Genomic DNA, 18,151 nt, shown 5'->3' on the forward strand with positions numbered 1-18,151 from the left:
CACACACCAGATGCATCTTAGCCAAGCCGCAAAACTGTCCTAAAAAGCAGGACCGCTTCAGTTTTCCCGGTCGAGTCGGATGCCGAAAATGCCGGAAGAGACTTTCATTTGTTGCAGGTTTTGCCCACCGTCGGTAATTGAATAGCTCAGCTGCATTTTGGCCGACGAAATGCCCAGCGGCGACAGATGGCCCGGCCCTGCGATCACCTTATAGCGTAGGTTGCAGGTCAGCGTGCCCGCCGTTTTCGTCCCGATGTCCGAGCGCATTGAGACAACGCGGCGCCCGTCATACATTTGGATTGGCGCGGGGCATCCCTTGGCGCGGAACAGTTGACCCATTGCGCGGACGGGGTCCATTACGTCTGCTGGTACGCGCGCCACATCGGAAAGCTCGGTCTGTTCTTCAGCGGGCGTGACATCGGTGCTGGTCGCGCGACCTTTCGCTAGGTTGACCTTTACAACACGCTGCTTGCGCGATGATCGGCTGTCTCCGGTAAATAGGCTTTTGGCGCTGCTGCCGGTGCTTGTGCCGGTAAAGGTCCCGTTGAAAACGCCCAAAGGTGTATTGTCTACCGTAGAACTTAGCGTGCTTTTGTTACCGACCTCGGAATAGCTGAGTTGCCCCAGCGCTTTTCCACCCAATGAGACGCTGAATGTCTCTGCGCTAACTGGCGCGGCTAGCAGGGCTGCGCAGAGAAGGACAATCGGTTTCATAGGTGGCTCTCCAACTCTGGCTGATAGCGCGTTACGAAGGCAATGACTTTGGTGTGAGGCATTTCACAAGGTGCAAGTTGTGGGCCGCTTGCCAGATCATAGAAGTTCAGACTGATGTAGTCCGACCCGTCCAGCGCTTCTGCCTCCAGCTTGATCGACAGGCCATTGTTGAAATCAGAACGGGCCGCTGTGTAGCGGGTCCCGTTGGCCTGTCCGGTGGACGTTCCCTGTGGAATGGCGCGCACTGCGGCACCAAATCCGGCAGGAGCGGCTGACCTCACCCCTTTTGGCCGATTTTCGGTTCTGTACCTGCGCGGATGCGGCCGATGTTGGCGCGGTGACGCCAGAAGACGATGAGTGTCAGAAGTACGCACAGCAGATAGGCGGAGCCAAAGCCCAACACCATGACCAGAATGCTGGAAGATGCAGCCGCCAGGAGCCCGCCCACGGAAGACATGCGCGACACCGCTGCGCCAATGAGCCACGCCAGACAAGCCGCAATGCCTGCAGGCCAGGCCAACGCCAAGAGAATGCCAAGGAAGGTGGCGACCCCTTTGCCGCCATTGAATTTGAGCCAGACAGGGTAGCAGTGTCCGATCATCGCCATCAGCGCTGCAAGCTGCGCCGCATCCTCGCCCGACACTGCGCGGGCAAGCAACAGCGCCACCGCGCCTTTTGCGCCGTCCAGCAGTAATGTCGCAACTGCGGCTGGCTTTGATCCGGTGCGCAGCACGTTGGTGGCCCCGATATTGCCCGACCCGATATTGCGCAGGTTGCCCAGCCCCATGGCGCGCGCGACGACAACACCAAACGGGATTGAGCCAAGCAGGTATCCGATCACCGCCCAGAGCAGTAAAACGGTCAAAGAGCTTTCAATCAAAGGCATAGTGATATTTCCAGTTCAAACAGTATAGACGCAAGCGCCGGCCACATAAGTAGACAGAACCTTACCCTGCATGCGCACACCGTCAAATGGCGTATTGCGCGATTTCGATAGCAAAGTAGAGCGATCCAGCACAAAGGGGGCGTGGGCATCAAAGAGCACCAAATCCGCCGGCGCGCCTACTTCGAGCCTACCGGAGGGCAAGCCCAACCGCTTAGCAGGATTGAACGACATAGCCCGCCAAAGCTCCGGCAGTGTGATCATCTCGGCATGCCAGAGGCGCAGGGCAGCGGGTAGAAACGTTTCCAGACCCACAGCGCCAGAGGCGGCCTCTTCAAACGGTAGACGTTTGCTTTCTTCGTCCTGTGGCGTGTGCATCGAGCAGACGATATCAATCAATCCAGACGCCAAGGCCTCGACCATTGCCAACCGGTCTTCCTCATCGCGCAAGGGTGGCTTCAGCTTGAAGAAGGTCCGGTAGTTGGCCACGTCCAGCGCGTTGAGCGTCAGGTGGTGGATGCCGATCCCTGCGGTCACATCCAGTCCGTTCCGTTTCGCCCGCTCTAGTGGCGGCAACGCGCGCGCTGTTGTGATCTGGTCAGCGTGGTAGCGGGCACCCGTCATCTCGACCAGCGCAATGTCGCGGTCCAGCCCCATCCGTTCGGCCATGGGTGAGACCGCTGGCAAGCCACGCAAGGAGGCGAACTTGCCCGATGTTGCGGCGGCCCCTTTGCTGAGGATCGGTTCTTGCGGATGGGCGATGACCAGCGCACCAAGGCTGCGCGCATAGGTTAGCGCGCGCGAGAATACCCGCGTATCGCTTATGACATGGTCGCAATCGGTAAAGGCAACGGCACCGGCATCCATCAAAAAGCTGATCTCGGTCATCTCTCGGCCCTCGCGGCCTTTGGTCAGCGCGGCCATGGCCAAGACATTGACCGGTGCGGCCTCATTGGCGCGGCGGGTGACGAATTCCAGCGTTTCGGGGCTGTCGATTGCGGGGGTTGTATCAGGTCGGGTGATCATCGTGGTCACACCGCCCTTGGCTGCTGCCAATCCGGCAGAGCGGTAGCTTTCCTTGTGCCGCTCGCCGGGTTCACAAACTTTTACGCCGAGATCAACAATGCCTGGCGCAAGGTATTTGCCACCGCAGTCGATGACCTGCCCCTTAGGGTTAGCGATACCGCCAGCCGTTACGGCCGTTATGCGCCCGCCTTCCACGCTGAGGGAGCCTGTCTGCTCGGTCCCGTTTTCCGGATCAATCAGGGTGGCATTGATGAAATGAAGCGTCATGGCGTCTCTTTCTGGATCTGCTGCATGAGGTGGTACACTTTTCCCACATCGTCAATGTGGGCGAAGAAGTGGATCGGTCCACATGGCCGGAAAAACGCTCTATCAAATGCGGTCCGGTGAATGGTTTGACCTTTTGTCAGTATGCCGCCCCGCGATACGCTCATGGCACCAGTCGTTCCCGCGCGGCCAGGATTTGGGCCGCGATATCCGACGCATTTGCGACATAGGCGATGCGCACGCGCAATCCTGTCTTGAGAAATAGGACCACGCTCCAGCCCAGTCTTGTGCGCACATCTTCGATGTCAGCCAGCGGGATGCGGGCCTCACCCTCGGGGCCGTTGTGGATAATCGCGTCAGAGCGCAGATACCAGCGGTTCTGCCGTGCAATGCGCCACCGCGACGGGTCCTCAAACCCCATATTATAAACCAGCACCAGCACTGGCGCCACATAAAGCACCACCCATGACCCTGTGGCTACACCAATCGCCCAACCAGCAGCGGCCAGAACGCACAAGGTGATCACGCCGACAATCAAACTGCGGCGGATAAAAACCGGCAGCGCGGGCGACCATGCTGCAAGCGGTTCGCTCATCCCGCCATCCAGACCATGCTGCCAGCGACAGCAAAGGCCACAAGCAGGGCGATCATCGCAATGCGGCCGGACATCTTGGGATCGGGTTTGGGTTCTTGCATCAGAGTATCCACCATATAATGAGAAGTGCGAGCAGCACAGTCAGCGCGGTCATAGCGCTGCCCGCGCGCGAACGCCCAGGCGCTTTGGGCGATGGCAACATGCCGGAGTAGGGCTTGGCCGCCTGTGCGGCGATCGGGGTCGTGGCGTGCAGGGCTTTCGGTTCCGCGTAGCTACCGATGAGCGTGAGATCATGCACCGGGTCCAGCATCACATCCGCGTCATTGCTCACCCGTGAGAAAAGCAACAAAACATAACCGTCCAGCGCCTCAAGCTTTGCGCGGTCTGCACGGACGGCATCCCTATCAACGTCATAGCCGTCCGACAGGTACTGAGGGAGCCCGACACCCGTGAGGTCGGAAAGCGCGAATAGTTCGAAATCATCATCCTCTACCGGATGGTTGAGCAGGGTGGACGCAAGCGGTTTCTTCGGTTTCTTTTTAAGCATGCGCGCCATTTCGGACATTGGTCGTGAAATAGCAAAGACGCGGATCACGCCATGTTCGGTTTTGGCAATCTCAATCATGGGGGTGACCTACCTTCTGAGGTGTCAGAAACGGCAAAAGGCTGTCCACGCCCTCAATAAACTCAAATCCAATTTCATGCACTTTTTTGGCTTTGTAGCGCAGAAAGGTGACGCTGGGCGGCGAAGTGTTTGTCACCTTTGGAGGAATGATGGCAGTGCGCGGATGCACTTTCACACGGGTTTCGCCTTTGCCGACGTGAAAGAAAAGTACGCGCTTGTCCGTCAGCGCATAGCGGGTCGCTGCATATTCATTGAGTTGCTGGGCGGTGGCACGCAGTGGGATGAGTACTAGCAGGGCAGGCAGCACCAGCAGCCACATATCCGTTGCTGTTCCATAGGTTGCCAGAATGAACCATGCCGTAGCCAGTAGGCCGGCGGCGGCCATTGGCGCAGGCCCGTAAAGCCGCCAGTTACGCCAATGCAGGTGCGGCTTGGGGCGGCCTGCCCACAACAGGTTCTCGTCCTGCTCCAATACGTCATCCCAGAAGCCTGATGTGCTCATGCGCGACTGTCTGCCAAATTGCGCGCCAGCAGATCCATCGCGGCCATGCGCACCGCCACACCCATTTCAACTTGATCCTGAATGACACTGCGGTTGATGTCATCGGCCAGCGTGCCGTCAATTTCAACACCGCGGTTCATCGGGCCAGGATGCATGACAATTGCATCAGGCTTGGCATGGGATAACTTCTCTGCATCCAACCCATATCGGTGGTAATACTCCCGTTCGCTGGGGATAAAACCGCCATCCATGCGCTCTTTTTGCAATCTGAGCATCATGACAACATCCACGTCCTTAAGGCCTTCTTCCATATTATCGAAGACCTCAACGCCGAATTCACCAATGCCAGAGGGCATCAGCGTCGGAGGCGCGATCAGCCGGATGCGGTTTTCCATCTTGCCCAGCAGAATGATGTTGGAGCGTGCCACACGGCTGTGGGCGATGTCGCCGCAAATCGCGATGGACAGGCGGTGAAGGCGCCCTTTGGCACGGCGGATCGTCAGCGCATCCAGCAGCGCTTGCGTTGGGTGTTCGTGCCGCCCGTCACCCGCGTTCAGCACAGCGCAGTTCACCTTCTCGGCGAGCAAATCCACAGCGCCGGACTGCGGATGACGCACAACCAGCAAATCAGGGTGCATCGCATTAAGTGTCATGGCCGTATCAATCAGGGTCTCGCCCTTTTTGATGGAGGACGCCTGCATGGCCATATTCATCACGTCCGCACCCAAACGTTTCCCTGCGATCTCAAAGCTGGCTTGCGTCCGCGTTGAGTTCTCGAAGAACATGTTGATCTGGGTGAGGCCCTTCAGGGCGGAGCCGTGCTTGTTCGGCTGGCGATTCAATTCTGCATAGGTGTCTGCAAGATCAAGAATTGCTGTGATCTCGGAGGGGTGCAGCGGCTCGATACCAAGCAGGTGGCGGTGGGTAAAACTCATGTCGAAACCTTACGCTGTTTGCGCCGTTATAGGGATGCGAGGGCAGGCGGGCAAGAAGCGGTGCGAGAGGCATTTCGATCCGGAGTGAGCACGCGTAGAGTACGGGAATGGAATCAGTGGACTTTCACACAGCGCGCGCGCTTTTGGAGTGGCAGATTGAGCTGGGCGCGGATGAGTGCATCGGCGATGTCGCCGTGGACCGCTATGCCTTGCCCGAAAAGCTGGCCAAGTTGAACCAGCAGGCGGCAAAGCCGCATTTGACCAGAGGACCTGTCAAAACAATAGAGCGCGACGCCGTCGCTGAGGCGCATGCGGCAGCACAGGCGGCTGACACGCTGGAGGCGTTGCAAGAGGCTATGACTGCCTTTGAGTTGTGTGACCTCAAACGCGGCGCGCGCAATATGGTATTCTCTGATGGCATCGCCGGTGCGCCCGTGATGATCGTGGGTGAGGCGCCGGTCCGCGACGAAGATCGAACCGGTCGTCCCTTTGTGGGCGCGTCAGGGCAGTTGCTTGACCGGATGTTTTCAGCCATCGATATGGGCCGTGATCGTAAGGATGCGCCCGTCTACATCACCAATATCCTGCCATGGCGCCCGCCGCACAACCGCGATCCGAAGCCGGAAGAAGTCGCGATGATGAAGCCGTTCCTTGAACGTCACATCCAGTTGGCCAACCCCAAGGCGCTGGTACTTATGGGAAATTGGGCCTGTCAGTCGCTTCTGGGCAAGCGGGGTATCGCACGCCTGCGCGGTCAGTGGCTTGAGGTGTCGGGCAAACCGACGCTGCCGATGTTCCACCCAGCGTATCTGCTGCGCAATCCTGATGCGAAACGTGACGCTTGGGCTGATTTGTTAAGTTTGAAAGCTGCTGTTCGAAAATGATTGATCCTATTATCCTTTTGGCCTTTGTGCCCGCGGCTTTGGCCCTCAATGTCACGCCGGGACCGGATATGATGCTGTGTCTGGCGCAGGGCATGCGATCTGGGCGGGGGTCAGCTTGGGCCGCGAGCGCTGGCGTCAGCGCAGGCTCTTTGGTGCATGTAACGGTGGCGGGTCTGGGGTTGGGCGCGGTTGTTGCGACCTTCCCTTGGGCGTTCGATGTGATCCGCTGGATCGGTGTGGGGTATCTTTTGTATCTTGCCGTGCAGGCATTTCGCAGCAGCAAGATGAAAGCAGGCGCGCAAGGCATGCGACCGCTGCGCGCCTTTCGTGCAGGACTGTTCACGAACTTAAGCAATTTCAAAGTAATCTGGTTCGTTCTTGCCTTCATTCCGCAGTTTGTTGTGCCGGAGGCAGGGCCGGTGCTTTTGCAATTCCTGGCTTTTGGCGCGATGATCGCGCTGGGTGGTTTCGTGATCAATGGACTGGTCGGGGCCTTCGCCGGAACATTGGGCGCGCGGCTTGTCGGGTCGAGCAAGGTGCTAGGCTATATTACCGGCAGTATTTACACCGCTCTGGCCGCGCGGCTGGCTGTGATGGAGTAAGAGATGAGCAGAATTGACGAGACCAAAGAATTCATCCCTGCGCGGATTGCGGTGCTCACCGTGTCCGACACACGCAGCTTGGCTGAGGACCGCTCGGGCGATGTGCTGGTCGCACGGATCGAAGCAGCAGGGCATCATCTGGCGGACCGCAAAATTGTGCAGGACGAACGGGCGGAGATTGCAGCGCAGTTGCGCGCATGGTGCTTTGATCCGCTGATTGATGTGGTGATTTCTACCGGCGGGACCGGCCTGACGGGCCGCGATGTAACCGTTGAGGCGCACCGCGATGTCTATGAGAAAGAGATTGATGCGTTCGGGACTATCTTCACTATCGTGTCGATGCAAAAAATCGGAACCAGCGCTGTGCAGTCGCGCGCCACGGGTGGCGTGGCCAACGGAACCTATCTGTTTGCGCTGCCCGGCAGCCCTGGTGCCTGCAAGGATGCGTGGGACGAAATCCTGAAAATGCAGCTCGACTACCGGCACCGGCCCTGCAACTTTGTAGAAATCCTGCCGCGTCTGGATGAGCATCATCGCCGGAAATAGAGCGGTAATTGCGCCCGTTTCCGAAAAAGTGACGGAAATCCGAGCGTCGCGCGTATAAATTTGTGTGGCACTCATTTTCGAGGCACTAAGTTGTATGACGTAATGACCATATCGGATTGAATATGCGCTTTCTAAGACAAAGTATGATCGGCCTGTTTCTGGCCTCTGTGACGCTTGGGCTTTTGGTCTGGGCGGTGCAGATGATCGGGGGGGCGGTGCAGACCCGCATGTCCGATAGTCCAGAAGTTCCGCCCGCGCGTGAGCGGGTCTTTACGGTGAACGTCATCACGGCTGAAGCCGGAACCCATACCCCTGTTCTTGAGAGCTTTGGCGAGATCGCCAGCCGTCGCACGCTAGAATTGCGCGCGGCAGAAGCGGGACGCGTGATTGCTTTGGCTGAAGAGTTTCAGGACGGCGGCACAGTGCGTGCTGGCGATGTTCTGGTGCGGCTTGATCCGGCTGATGCCGAAGCCGCAGTACAGCGCGCGCAGAACGATCTGGCCGATGCGTGGGCTGAGGCGCGCGATGCCGCGCGGGGCCTTGGGTTGGCGCGCGATGAATTGGCTGCGGCGCAGGATCAGGCAGAGTTGCGGGATCGCGCCGCCAAGCGTCAGGTTGATCTTGCGGGGCGGGGTGTGGGCACCGCTGCCGCATCGGAAACGGCCGAACTCGCGGCGTCTGCTGCGCGGCAGGCGGTGTTGTCGCGGCGTCAGGCTCTTGCGCAGGCCGAGGCGCGCGTGGATCAGGCGGCGACGTCAACTGCACGCGTGGAAATCGCGCTTGCCGAGGCGCAACGCAGGCTGGATGAAACGATCCTTGCCGCGCCCTTCGACGGGACACTTAGTGCAACCACCGTGGTTGAAGGCCGACTGGTCAGCGCAAATGAGCGGCTGGCGGAGCTGATTGATCCCGATGATCTGGAGGTGTCTTTCCGATTGTCTACTGCACAATATGCGCGGCTGCTGGACGAACGTGGTGCGATCCTGAAGTCCGACGTGCGTGTCACTTTGGACGTTGCTGGCGTCGACCTCGAAGCGCGCGGTATAGTGACGCGCACCTCTGCTGCTGCGGGCGAGGGGCTGACAGGCCGACTGCTATTCGCTTCGCTTGGGGCAGCAGCAGGTTTCAAGCTGGGGGATTTCGTCACTGTGCGGGTGCAAGAGCCCGCACTTAAGAATGCCATTCGTTTGCCCGCCTCAGCGGTGGATGCGGCCGACAATGTCTTGGTGTTGGGTGCTGAAGACCGTCTCGAAGCGGCTAGCGTCGAAGTGCTGCGCAGGGTTGGCGATGACGTGCTGGTGCGCGGCGATATTCTGGGTCGTGAAGTGGTCGAGGCACGCTCGCCCCTGTTGGGTGCGGGTATCGCGGTGAAGCCGATGCGCAAGGGCGCGCAGAAATCGACAGAACCGGAAATGTTGGAACTGACAGAGGAACGTCGCGCCAAGCTGGTGGCATTTGTTGAGGGCAACAAACGTATGCCGGAGGAAGCCAAGGCTCGTGTTTTGGCCCAGTTGGCTGAGCCGCAGGTCCCGGCGCAGATGGTCAAGCGGATCGAAAGCCGGATGGGGGGCTAAGCCATGGCGCGCGCAATTTCCCAAACGGCAGGCGGTATCCTGTCTTATTTCACGCGCCACAAAACTGTGGCCAACCTCCTGCTGGTGCTGATGCTGGTGGCGGGTTTTGCTGCTGCCCCCAACATGCGTGCGCAGTTTTTCCCAGACGTGGTCGTGGACAATGTCTCGGTCAGCACAGTATGGACGGGCGCGGGCGCCGAAGATGTGGATGAGGCGATCAGTCAGGTGTTGGAAACAGCGCTGCTAGGGCTTGAGGGGGTGGAAAGCTCCAGCAGTTCCTCGCGCGAGGGCAGCAGTGTCATCACGCTGGAGTTTGAGCCGGATTGGGACATGGCGCGCGCTGCTGCGGATGTGCAAACTGCGATCGATGCCATCACGACCCTGCCCGAAGAGTCCGAAGAGCCGAACGTCCGGCGCGGCGCATGGCGCGACCGTGTGACGGATGTGGTGATCACCGGCCCCGTCGCGCCCGAACAATTGGGCCGTTTTGCTGATGAATTCGTGACGCGCCTATTTGCTGCGGGGGTAACCCGCACCACCATTCAGGGGGTTGCGGCCCCGCAAACACTGGTCGAGGTCCCCTCGTCTAAGCTAATTTCTTATGACGTAACCATGGCCGAGATAGCTGCGGTAATCGCCGCAGAGGTTGATGCCGATCCTGCGGGTGATGTGGATGGTGCGAATGCGCGGGTCCGGACCGGCACGGCCAAACGCACACCGCAAGAGATTGCAGGCATCACTCTACGCTCCAATGCCGACGGATTCAAACTGCTGGTCGGGGATGTCGCCACTGTCCTGTCCGAAGGCGTTGACCGCGACATGAGCTTTTTCGTCGGCGATAATCCGGCGATGACCGTGCGGGTGGACCGTTCTGATCGGGGCGATGCGATCGGTATTCAGGAACAGGTCGAAAAGGTGGCCGCTGAGCTGCAATCAAGCCTGCCTGCCAGCGTCTCGGTAGAGCTGATCCGTACCCGTGCAGCGGCCATCACAGGTCGTCTTGATCTGTTAATTGAAAACGGTTTGGTCGGGCTTGGTCTTGTGATGGCATTGCTGTTTTTGTTTCTCAATGCGCGCACGGCGTTCTGGGTCGCGGCGGGCATCCCGGTGGCAATGGGCGCGGCGATTGCTTTTATGTATTTGGGTGGTCTGACCATCAACATGATCTCGCTTTTCGGGTTGATCATCACGCTGGGTATTGTGGTGGATGACGCCATTGTGGTGGGGGAACATGCGGATCACCGTTACCGTCTTGGTGGGATGAGCGCGGCAGAGGCGGCAGAAGGTGCTGCACAACGTATGGCGATGCCGGTATTTGCCGCCACTCTTACCACGGTCATTGCGTTTTTCGGGCTTGTCGCTGTTGGTGGGCGCTTTGGCGGGTTGATCGCGGATATACCATTTACCGTGATCGCCGTTCTCATCGCCTCGTTGATCGAATGCTTTCTGATTTTGCCGAACCATATGCATCACGCGCTTGCAAGCATTGAGAAGCGTGCAAAGTTTTCACTGGTCAAGCTGATGTTGGGCGGCGTTGTTACTGCGATTGTGGTAACAGCGCTGATCTCGGCGCTGATTTTCGGGGTGATCTATGCGTTTTTGTGGCTGACCGGGGCAGATGTGGCGCAGACCTACGGCTTGCTCTCGGGCAGCGCGGTAGCGCTTGCCGGGGTGACGCTGGTACTTGCAGGTAGCTATCTGCTGAGCCGCCCGGCACGGTTGCGCGTGTTGGTTCAGGCGGTGGGGCAACACGGGATTGATACACCTTCGTTCGTGGTGAACGCCGGTTTTGTCTGGGTGCGCGAGCGGCTGTTTCGCCCTTTCATGGCGGGGGTGATCGCTGCGCGCTATGTTGTTTTGGCTGGCGTGATCGTTGTTCTGGCCAGCCAGATTTCCCTGTTCATCCGTGGCGATGTGCAGTGGCGCTTTTTCAACGCACCTGAACGCGGCTCGGTTACTGGTAACTTTATCATGGCCGAAGGCGCCACGCGTGCCGATACCATTGAGATGATGCGCGAGATGCAGCGCGCGACGGATGCTGTTGCCGCGCGGCTGGAGGCCGAGCATGGGATCAACCCGCTTGATTACGTCATGGCGCAAATCGGCGGGAACAGCGGACGCGGGCTGGATGCCGCCGAAGGCAAAGACGGTGATCTGCTCGGAGGGATCTCGATTGAGCTGATTGATGCGGATTTGCGGCCCTATTCCAGCTTCTCTTTCGTCGCGGAGCTGCAAGACGAGGTGGCGAACCACCCTCTGGCCGAAACTGTGAGCTTTCGTGGTTGGCGCTCTGGTCCGGGTGGTGACGCGCTGGATGTACAGTTCTATGGAGCGGAAACCCAGACGCTGAAAGATGCCTCCGAAGCGTTGCAGTCAGCCCTGCTGCAATATCCCGAAGTCAGCGCCTTGCAGGACAATTTGGCCTACGACAAGGAAGAGCTCATCCTGGATCTGACACCGCAGGGGCAGGCGCTGGGCTTTACCATTGACGAGTTGGGTCGCGTGCTGCGTAATCGGCTGGGCGGGATTGAGGCGGCGACCTATCCCGATGGACCGCGCTCTGCCGCAATACGGGTCGAATTGCCCGAGGGCGAGCTTACAGCCGATTTTCTGGACCGCACACAGATGCGCACGCCTGCGGGAAACTACGTGGCGCTGGCCGATATCGTGAGCGTCCAGCAGCGTACAGGGTTTAGCACCGTGCGGCGCGAAAACGGCATCCGGCTCATTTCAGTGACGGGCGACATCTCCGAAGATGATGCGGAGCGAGCCTCCGAAATCAACCAGGCACTGGCAGAAGATATCCTGCCGCGCATCGCCTCGGAGTTGCAGGTTGAATACCGCCTCGGGGGTCTGAGCGAGCAGGAGGATGAATTTCTCACGGATGCGCTGACGGGGCTGATGCTGTGTCTGACGGGGATTTTTCTGGTTTTGGCGTGGGTTTTTGGCAGTTGGACGCGGCCATTGGTTGTTATGGCGATCATTCCATTTGGTCTTGTTGGAACGATTTACGGTCATCACGCGTGGGACGTCCCGCTTAGCATGTTCACCGTGGTGGGGCTTTTGGGCATGACCGGCATTATCATCAACGATTCCATCGTTTTGGTGACAACTATTGACGAGTACGCGGCCGAGCGTGGCTTGCTCCCGTCCATAATCGACGGGGCGGCGGATCGCTTGCGGCCTGTCATGCTCACTACGCTGACCACAGTTCTGGGCATGGCACCGCTGTTGTTCGAGCGCAGCCAGCAGGCGCAGTTTCTGAAGCCGACGATTATCACGCTAGTTTACGGCCTTGGCTTTGGGATGCTGTTGGTTCTGCTCGTGGTACCTGCGCTGATCGCTGCGCAGAATGATGTGGCAAGGCAGATCGCGGCCATGCGGCGCGGGCTTAATGCACGGGCGCGTGGGCTGCAACTTGGGCTGGTTGCTCTTTGGGTTCTGGTGCTTGGGTGGGCTGCGCTCACGCTGGGCCATGCGGCGATATGGGACAGCCTCTACGCGCCCGTAGCAGAGTTTGCACCAATGCTGGCAGACATGTCGCCGATGGCTGCAGGATTCATTCTGTTTGTGCTCGGCGCGGCTGTTCTGGCCCTGACCGGCTATGTGCTGGGGGCACTGGCTATGTTGTTGCGCAAGCGCTCTATCGTGGTCGGGAAATAGATTCGTTTCAGCCGGGCGTGCAGCCGCGTAAATCAACAGCGTGCGAAGAGCCGATAACCGTAAAGCGGATAGCGGACCGGTCGATGGCAAAGCCCACCGTGCCGCCTGATACCATTTCGGCTTCAGCAGTAAGTATGTTGCCAGACCGGCTTGTGACCGGTTCCGAGACCCAGATATCCGGCCTTCCCGCTTCGATCACCACATGCTCTGGGCCGCCGGTGGAGGGTAGGGCGAGTTTGGCAGTGATCTTTAACCCGTCTTCGGAGGGGCTCAGCGCGCAGGTTACGCCTTTTGAGCCGCTCTCGGATGCGGTGTAGGGTTGTTCGGCCAAGGCCGCTGCGATGTTGGCAACTGGTATGCTGCCTTGCGCGTCCAGAGTTCCCGACAGCGAAAGGGTCTCTGGCACGCAGATGTCTTTGCACACGCCAATATCCATGTGCAGCTTGATCTCAACCGGAGCACCTGCCTGCTTTGGCGCTATCGCCAAGGGCAGCATCACCTGATCGCTGTAACCAACGGATCGCATGCCGTTCTGTTCGAACACCTTTGGTGTGGGCCAGCTTACAGAGACACCGCGCAAATTGCGTGAGCCTTTCCAGCTGAATTCAGGTGGGATGCCGGCGTCACCGGGGGCGCGCCAATAGGTCTTCCAGCCCGGCGCAAGGGTCAGCTGGATGGCGCTGATGCGGGTGCCGTCCGCCTGCTGCCATCCGTCTATTAGTTGCGCCGTCACGGGCGTGCCGATGGAATCTTCTGCCAGAGCAGGTGAAACAAGGGCAAACAGAGCGGTGGCCTGAAGAAGATGCTTTATCATGCATCTTATGTGGCCCCGCCCGATCTGTTTGCCAAGTCACAAGTCAGTCAGACATGTTTCGTTGATGGTGCTTGCAGCGTTCATCCGTGCTCGTCACAGTGGGGGTAAGGATGTGGTTTGGAGTACAGAATGGATTTGACGGGGCAGTTTTTGATTGCGATGCCGGGCATGGGCGATCCGCGGTTCGCGCGTTCGGTTGTGTTTCTGAGCGCCTATTCGGACGACGGCGCGATGGGCTTTATCGTCAACAAATATATGAAAGACATGACGCTTGCCGATGTGTTTGAGCGTATGGACATGACGCATGAAAAGACCGCTCCCTTGGATCGCGTTTATTTCGGCGGGCCGGTGCAAGTCGAACGCGGCTTTGTGCTTCACATGGATGAAAACCGCCTGTCGCCCGAGCCTTTGGTCATACTGGGAGGTTACGTGCTGACCGCTACGCAGGACATTCTGGAAGACATCGGCGCTGGCCGTGGCCCCGCGCCGTTTCTTTTCGCGCTTGGATATGCGGGCTGGGGGGCTGGCCAGCTAGACGCCGAGATCGCGGAAAACGGATGGCTGACGGCGCCTTCAACACCTGAACTGGTTTTTGCGGCAGATCGTGAGACCTTGTGGGATGCCGCGCTTCACAGCATCGGGATTGACCCGCTCAGCCTGTCTTCGGCTGCTGGTCGCGCTTAGTCGCGCGGCGCTGCGGCGCGTCGCAGGCGGTCATTAATCGCGCGGCCAAGCCCCTTCATTGGCACTGGTGCCACGGCGATTGGTCCGCCCAAGGTATCAAGTTGGTGCAGGTGACCAAAGAGATTCGCAGCAGCCTCAACCAGATCACCGCTTTCAGACAGGGAAAGATCCCCTTTGACAGCCCCGAAGCCAAGCATGTGCTCACCTGCGCGCGCGGCTGTGGCATCAAGCCGCACAGCGCCGCGCGGGGCATAGTGAGACGACATCTGGCCAGGTGCGGTGATTGTTGTATCCGTCGGCTGGATCAGGGGGGCACCAAGCGCCGCCTCAATCGGTTCTGGCGGCAGGCCACCTTCGCGCAGCAGCACAGCATGTGGCCCGTCAAACCCGATGATGGTGCTTTCCAGACCGACTGTGCAGGGACCATCGTCCAGAACGGCGGCGATGCGACCATCCAGACCCGCAAGCACGTGTTCTGCGGTAGTTGGGCTGATCCGGCCAGAGGGGTTGGCGGAAGGTGCGGCAACCGGACCGCCAAACCGTGCGAGCAACGCCTGCGCCGCTGGATGGGCAGGCACGCGTAGGCCCACGGTGGGCAAGCCCGCCGTGACCAAAGAGGACAGTCCGTGGTCTGCGCGCAAAGGCAGCACAAGGGTGAGCGGTCCGGGCCAGAACGCGCGGGCAAGGATATCGGCCTGCGGGTTCCACTCCACCAGCGCCTGCACCGCGGCTAAATCGGAAAGATGCACGATCAAAGGGTTGAACGATGGCCTGCCTTTAGCCTCATAGATCGCGGCCACGGCTTCGCCCTGTCTGGCATCGGCACCAAGGCCGTAGACAGTCTCGGTCGGGAAAGCGACAAGCGCGCCATCAGACAACAACTCTGCTGCGCGGCTCAAGCCGTCTGCGTCCGGGCGCAGGCGAAGGGTTGCTTTGGACATGGCCTGCTCCTGTAGCTTTGACGCGGCGTTTTGATTGCGCTTGGTCCGGTGGCTGTTCATCGTCTATATACAGGCATCCCGTTTGGCTTGATGCCTTTGCTTCGCGGAACCGCCCCAGTTTGTGAGAAAGACTATTATGACGTATCGCGCCCCTGTTGAAGACTACAATTTCCTGTTTGACCATGTTGTTGGTTTGGACGCCTTGCGCGCCACTGAACGGTTTGGCGATGCGACACCTGATGTCACCCTCGCGATCCTGACCGAGGCAGGCAAGCTTTGTGAAGAAGTGCTCGCTCCACTGCAACGCGGTGGTGATGTGAATGGCGCGTATCTCGAAAATGGCGTTGTGCGGACCTCCCCCGGTTTTGACGAGGGTTTCAAAGCGATTGCCGAGGGCGGATGGGTCGGCATGTCGGCAGACCCCGAATATGGCGGCATGGGCCTGCCAATGGCGCTTACGGCGGCAGTTGGCGATATGATGAGCGGCGCTTGTTTGTCGCTGCAACTTTGCCCGATGCTGACGCAAGGCCAGATCGAAGCGCTGGAGCATCACGCCAGTGACGCGCTCAAGGAGCTTTACCTGCCCAAGCTGATCAGCGGCGAATGGACGGGCACAATGAACCTGACTGAGCCGCAGGCTGGTTCGGACGTGGGGGCGCTGACGACAAAGGCCGAAGACAACGGTGACGGCACTTTCGCGATTACGGGCCAGAAAATCTATATCACTTGGGGCGATCATGACTTTGGCGGCAATGTTTGCCATCTGGTGCTGGCGCGTTTGACAGGTGCTCCTGCGGGCGTCAAAGGGATCAGCCTGTTTCTGGTGCCCAAGCTTCTGCCTGATGCGGATGGCAATCCCGGCCAGCGCAATGGCGTGAGTGTGGTAAGTCTTGAGCATAAGATGGGCCTGCACGGCTCCCCCACATGCGTGATGCAATATGACGGTGCAACCGGTTGGCTGGTCGGAGAAGAGCAGGGCGGCATTGATGCGATGTTCACCATGATGAACAACGCGCGTCTGGGTGTGGGCGGGCAGGGGATCGGTGTTGCTGATGCCTCGTTCCAGCACGCGCTGGCCTATGCGCAAGACCGCAAGCAAGGTAAAACGCCGGTGCCCGGCCCAAAGGATTCGATTTTGGGCCACGCGGATGTGCGCCGCATGCTCACCACCATGAAAGCCGATATTTTCGCGGCCCGCGCGATTGCAGTGTGTAATGCGGTTGCCATCGATATGGCGCGCGCGACGGGTGACAAGGCATGGAAAGCCCGCGCCGCTCTGCTGACCCCGATCACCAAAGCATTTGGCACAGATACCGGCATCGCGGTGGCTGATATGGGTCTTCAGGTGCACGGCGGTATGGGTTTCGTCGAGGAAACGGGTGCTGCGCAATTCTGCCGTGACGTGCGCGTAACCGCGATTTACGAAGGCACGAACGGGATTCAGGCCATGGACTTGGTTGCGCGCAAGATGATGGATGGCGGCGAGGCGGCAATGGCCCTGCTGGATGAAATCGCCGAGGATGTCGAGGAAGCGCGCGCAATCTTCCCGCGCCTTGCGGGCGACGTTTGGGAGGCATGTGAAAGCATGCGGGAGGCGACAGAGTGGCTTGTTTCACAGACCGACCTTCAAGAGCGTTTCGCCGGTGCTGTGCCGTATCTGCATGCATTTGCACGGGTACTGGGCGCGCATTTGCACCTTAAGGCCGCCGTTGCGGACCGTGGCGGTGCCCGTGAAAAGCTTGCGCGCTTCTACATCCAGCGGATGTTGCCAGAGCATGCAGCGATGCTTGCACATGCACAGGCTGGCGCCGAAGATCTTTATGCCCTTTCAGCAGAAGAGTTGGCAGTCTGATGAAAGATCAAGCACCCCAAGGCCTGCGCTACCCGTGGGAAACCCCGCCGAGTGGCGCGGAAGCCATCGAAGTCGCGCCTGGCGTGCTGTGGATGCGACTGCCTCTGCCGATGAGGCTGGACCACGTGAACGTTTATGCGCTGGACGAGGGGGATAGTTGGACGATCATCGACACTGGATTTGCCTCCAAGAAGTCAAAAGAGATCTGGGCAAAAATTATGGCAGGCCCGTTGGGCGGCAAGCCAGTCAGCCGCGTTGTCGTCACCCACCACCACCCCGACCATGTCGGGCTGGCGGGCTGGTTCCAGACCGAACATGGTGCCGAGCTTGTCACCACACGCACTGCGTGGCTGACGGCGCGGATGCTGACGTTGGACGTGCACGATGTGCCAAACGCCGAAAGCCTGTCTTTCTATCGCTCTGCCGGCATGGACAGCTCGATCTATGACAAGCGCGCGGGCGAACGTCCCTTCAACTTTGCCGATATCGTCGCCCCCTTGCCGCTGGGTTTTACCCGGATCAAGCAGGATGACACCATCACCATGGGGAGCCGTACTTGGGAGGTTCATATGGGCAATGGCCACGCTCCTGAGCACGCGACTTTCTGGAGCCGTGACGACAATCTGGTGATTGCCGGTGACCAGATCCTGTCCTCGATCAGCCCCAACGTAGGTGTTTACGCGACCGAACCTATGGCCGATCCAATTGGTGAATGGCTGGAAGCGTGCGAGCGGTTGGCCCCGATGGGACGCGCGGATCATCTGGTTCTGGGGGGGCATAAACTGCCTTTCACTGGTCTGCCCACACGGATGCGGCAGTTGATCGACAATCACCACGGGGCGCTGAAACGCTTGTTGGAGTACATCGATACACCTAAAGCCGCAGGTGAAGTTTTCCCGCCGCTGTTCAAAAGAGCGATAGGTGAGACTGAATATGGCCTCGCGCTGGTTGAAGCCTTTGCCCATTTGAGCCACCTTCATCAGGAGGGCCTAGCTATCCGTACCCAGCGCGAGGATGGAGCTTGGCTTTACCAGCGCAAGGAATAAG

The 18,151-nt window shown here is 59.3% G+C and carries 18 protein-coding genes; 8 read left to right on the forward strand and 10 right to left on the reverse strand.

The window, feature by feature from the left end:
- Window positions 1-57: 57 nt before the first annotated feature.
- The 8 genes from V7730_RS02410 to V7730_RS02445 form a co-directional block, all read right to left on the reverse strand.
- Complete coding sequence (locus tag V7730_RS02410) at window positions 58-714, reverse strand: hypothetical protein (protein WP_335745992.1); 657 nt, start codon at window positions 712-714, stop codon at window positions 58-60.
- Window positions 711-995 carry a hypothetical protein gene (locus tag V7730_RS02415; protein WP_335745993.1) on the reverse strand — a complete coding sequence of 95 codons (285 nt, stop codon included), beginning with the start codon at window positions 993-995 and terminating at the stop codon, window positions 711-713. The genes V7730_RS02410 and V7730_RS02415 overlap by 4 nt, the downstream gene beginning before the upstream one ends.
- A complete protein-coding gene (gene plsY / locus V7730_RS02420; protein ID WP_335745994.1) occupies window positions 992-1,600 on the reverse strand; it encodes a glycerol-3-phosphate 1-O-acyltransferase PlsY in 609 nt (202 codons plus the stop codon). Before plsY ends, V7730_RS02415 begins: the two co-directional genes overlap by 4 nt.
- Before the next feature lie 15 nt (window positions 1,601-1,615).
- Window positions 1,616-2,890: a dihydroorotase gene (pyrC, locus tag V7730_RS02425; protein WP_335745995.1), complete on the reverse strand. Its 1,275-nt coding sequence runs from the start codon at window positions 2,888-2,890 to the stop codon at window positions 1,616-1,618.
- Window positions 2,891-3,050: 160 nt separating this feature from the next.
- Entirely contained in the window at window positions 3,051-3,482 is a 432-nt protein-coding gene (locus V7730_RS02430; protein WP_335745996.1) for a hypothetical protein, read from the reverse strand.
- A gap of 100 nt (window positions 3,483-3,582) precedes the next feature.
- On the reverse strand, window positions 3,583-4,107 hold the full coding sequence (locus V7730_RS02435; protein WP_335745997.1) for a hypothetical protein: 525 nt from the start codon (window positions 4,105-4,107) through the stop codon (window positions 3,583-3,585).
- Window positions 4,100-4,609, reverse strand: coding sequence for a hypothetical protein (locus V7730_RS02440; RefSeq protein WP_335745998.1), 510 nt, complete (start codon window positions 4,607-4,609; stop codon window positions 4,100-4,102). Before V7730_RS02440 ends, V7730_RS02435 begins: the two co-directional genes overlap by 8 nt.
- Window positions 4,606-5,544, reverse strand: a complete 939-nt coding sequence (locus V7730_RS02445) for an aspartate carbamoyltransferase catalytic subunit (RefSeq protein ID WP_335745999.1) — start codon at window positions 5,542-5,544, stop codon at window positions 4,606-4,608. The genes V7730_RS02440 and V7730_RS02445 overlap by 4 nt, the downstream gene beginning before the upstream one ends.
- Window positions 5,545-5,651: 107 nt before the next feature.
- On the opposite strand from V7730_RS02445, the gene V7730_RS02450 reads away from it, so the two are divergent.
- From V7730_RS02450 to V7730_RS02470, 5 genes are all read left to right on the forward strand, one after another.
- A complete protein-coding gene (locus V7730_RS02450; protein WP_335746000.1) occupies window positions 5,652-6,428 on the forward strand; it encodes a uracil-DNA glycosylase in 777 nt (258 codons plus the stop codon).
- The gene (locus V7730_RS02455; protein ID WP_335746001.1) at window positions 6,425-7,030 is read left to right on the forward strand and encodes a LysE family translocator; all 606 of its coding nucleotides are present in this window, start codon (window positions 6,425-6,427) and stop codon (window positions 7,028-7,030) included. The genes V7730_RS02450 and V7730_RS02455 overlap by 4 nt, the downstream gene beginning before the upstream one ends.
- Before the next feature lie 3 nt (window positions 7,031-7,033).
- On the forward strand, window positions 7,034-7,576 hold the full coding sequence (gene moaB / locus V7730_RS02460) for a molybdenum cofactor biosynthesis protein B (RefSeq protein ID WP_335746002.1): 543 nt from the start codon (window positions 7,034-7,036) through the stop codon (window positions 7,574-7,576).
- Between the two features lie 122 nt (window positions 7,577-7,698).
- The gene (locus V7730_RS02465; protein ID WP_335746003.1) at window positions 7,699-9,150 is read left to right on the forward strand and encodes an efflux RND transporter periplasmic adaptor subunit; all 1,452 of its coding nucleotides are present in this window, start codon (window positions 7,699-7,701) and stop codon (window positions 9,148-9,150) included.
- A gap of 3 nt (window positions 9,151-9,153) precedes the next feature.
- On the forward strand, window positions 9,154-12,813 hold the full coding sequence (locus tag V7730_RS02470; protein ID WP_335746004.1) for an efflux RND transporter permease subunit: 3,660 nt from the start codon (window positions 9,154-9,156) through the stop codon (window positions 12,811-12,813).
- Window positions 12,814-12,820: 7 nt separating this feature from the next.
- Here V7730_RS02470 and V7730_RS02475 read toward each other — a convergent pair whose 3' ends face one another.
- Entirely contained in the window at window positions 12,821-13,627 is an 807-nt protein-coding gene (locus V7730_RS02475) for a protein-disulfide reductase DsbD domain-containing protein (protein ID WP_335746005.1), read from the reverse strand.
- 129 nt (window positions 13,628-13,756) lie between these two features.
- Here V7730_RS02475 and V7730_RS02480 point away from each other — a divergent pair, with 129 nt between their 5' ends.
- Complete coding sequence (locus V7730_RS02480; protein ID WP_335746006.1) at window positions 13,757-14,311, forward strand: YqgE/AlgH family protein; 555 nt, start codon at window positions 13,757-13,759, stop codon at window positions 14,309-14,311.
- On the opposite strand, the gene V7730_RS02485 is transcribed toward V7730_RS02480, so the two are convergent.
- Window positions 14,308-15,252 carry an L-threonylcarbamoyladenylate synthase gene (locus V7730_RS02485; RefSeq protein ID WP_335746007.1) on the reverse strand — a complete coding sequence of 315 codons (945 nt, stop codon included), beginning with the start codon at window positions 15,250-15,252 and terminating at the stop codon, window positions 14,308-14,310. The genes V7730_RS02480 and V7730_RS02485 overlap by 4 nt on opposite strands.
- A gap of 136 nt (window positions 15,253-15,388) precedes the next feature.
- Here V7730_RS02485 and V7730_RS02490 point away from each other — a divergent pair, with 136 nt between their 5' ends.
- Window positions 15,389-17,104 carry an acyl-CoA dehydrogenase gene (locus V7730_RS02490; RefSeq protein WP_335746008.1) on the forward strand — a complete coding sequence of 572 codons (1,716 nt, stop codon included), beginning with the start codon at window positions 15,389-15,391 and terminating at the stop codon, window positions 17,102-17,104.
- Entirely contained in the window at window positions 17,104-18,150 is a 1,047-nt protein-coding gene (locus V7730_RS02495; RefSeq protein WP_335746009.1) for an MBL fold metallo-hydrolase, read from the forward strand. Before V7730_RS02490 ends, V7730_RS02495 begins: the two co-directional genes overlap by 1 nt.
- Window position 18,151 lies beyond the last annotated feature (1 nt).

It is taken from the genome of Sulfitobacter sp., from assembly GCF_036961165.1.
Lineage (GTDB): Bacteria > Pseudomonadota > Alphaproteobacteria > Rhodobacterales > Rhodobacteraceae > Sulfitobacter.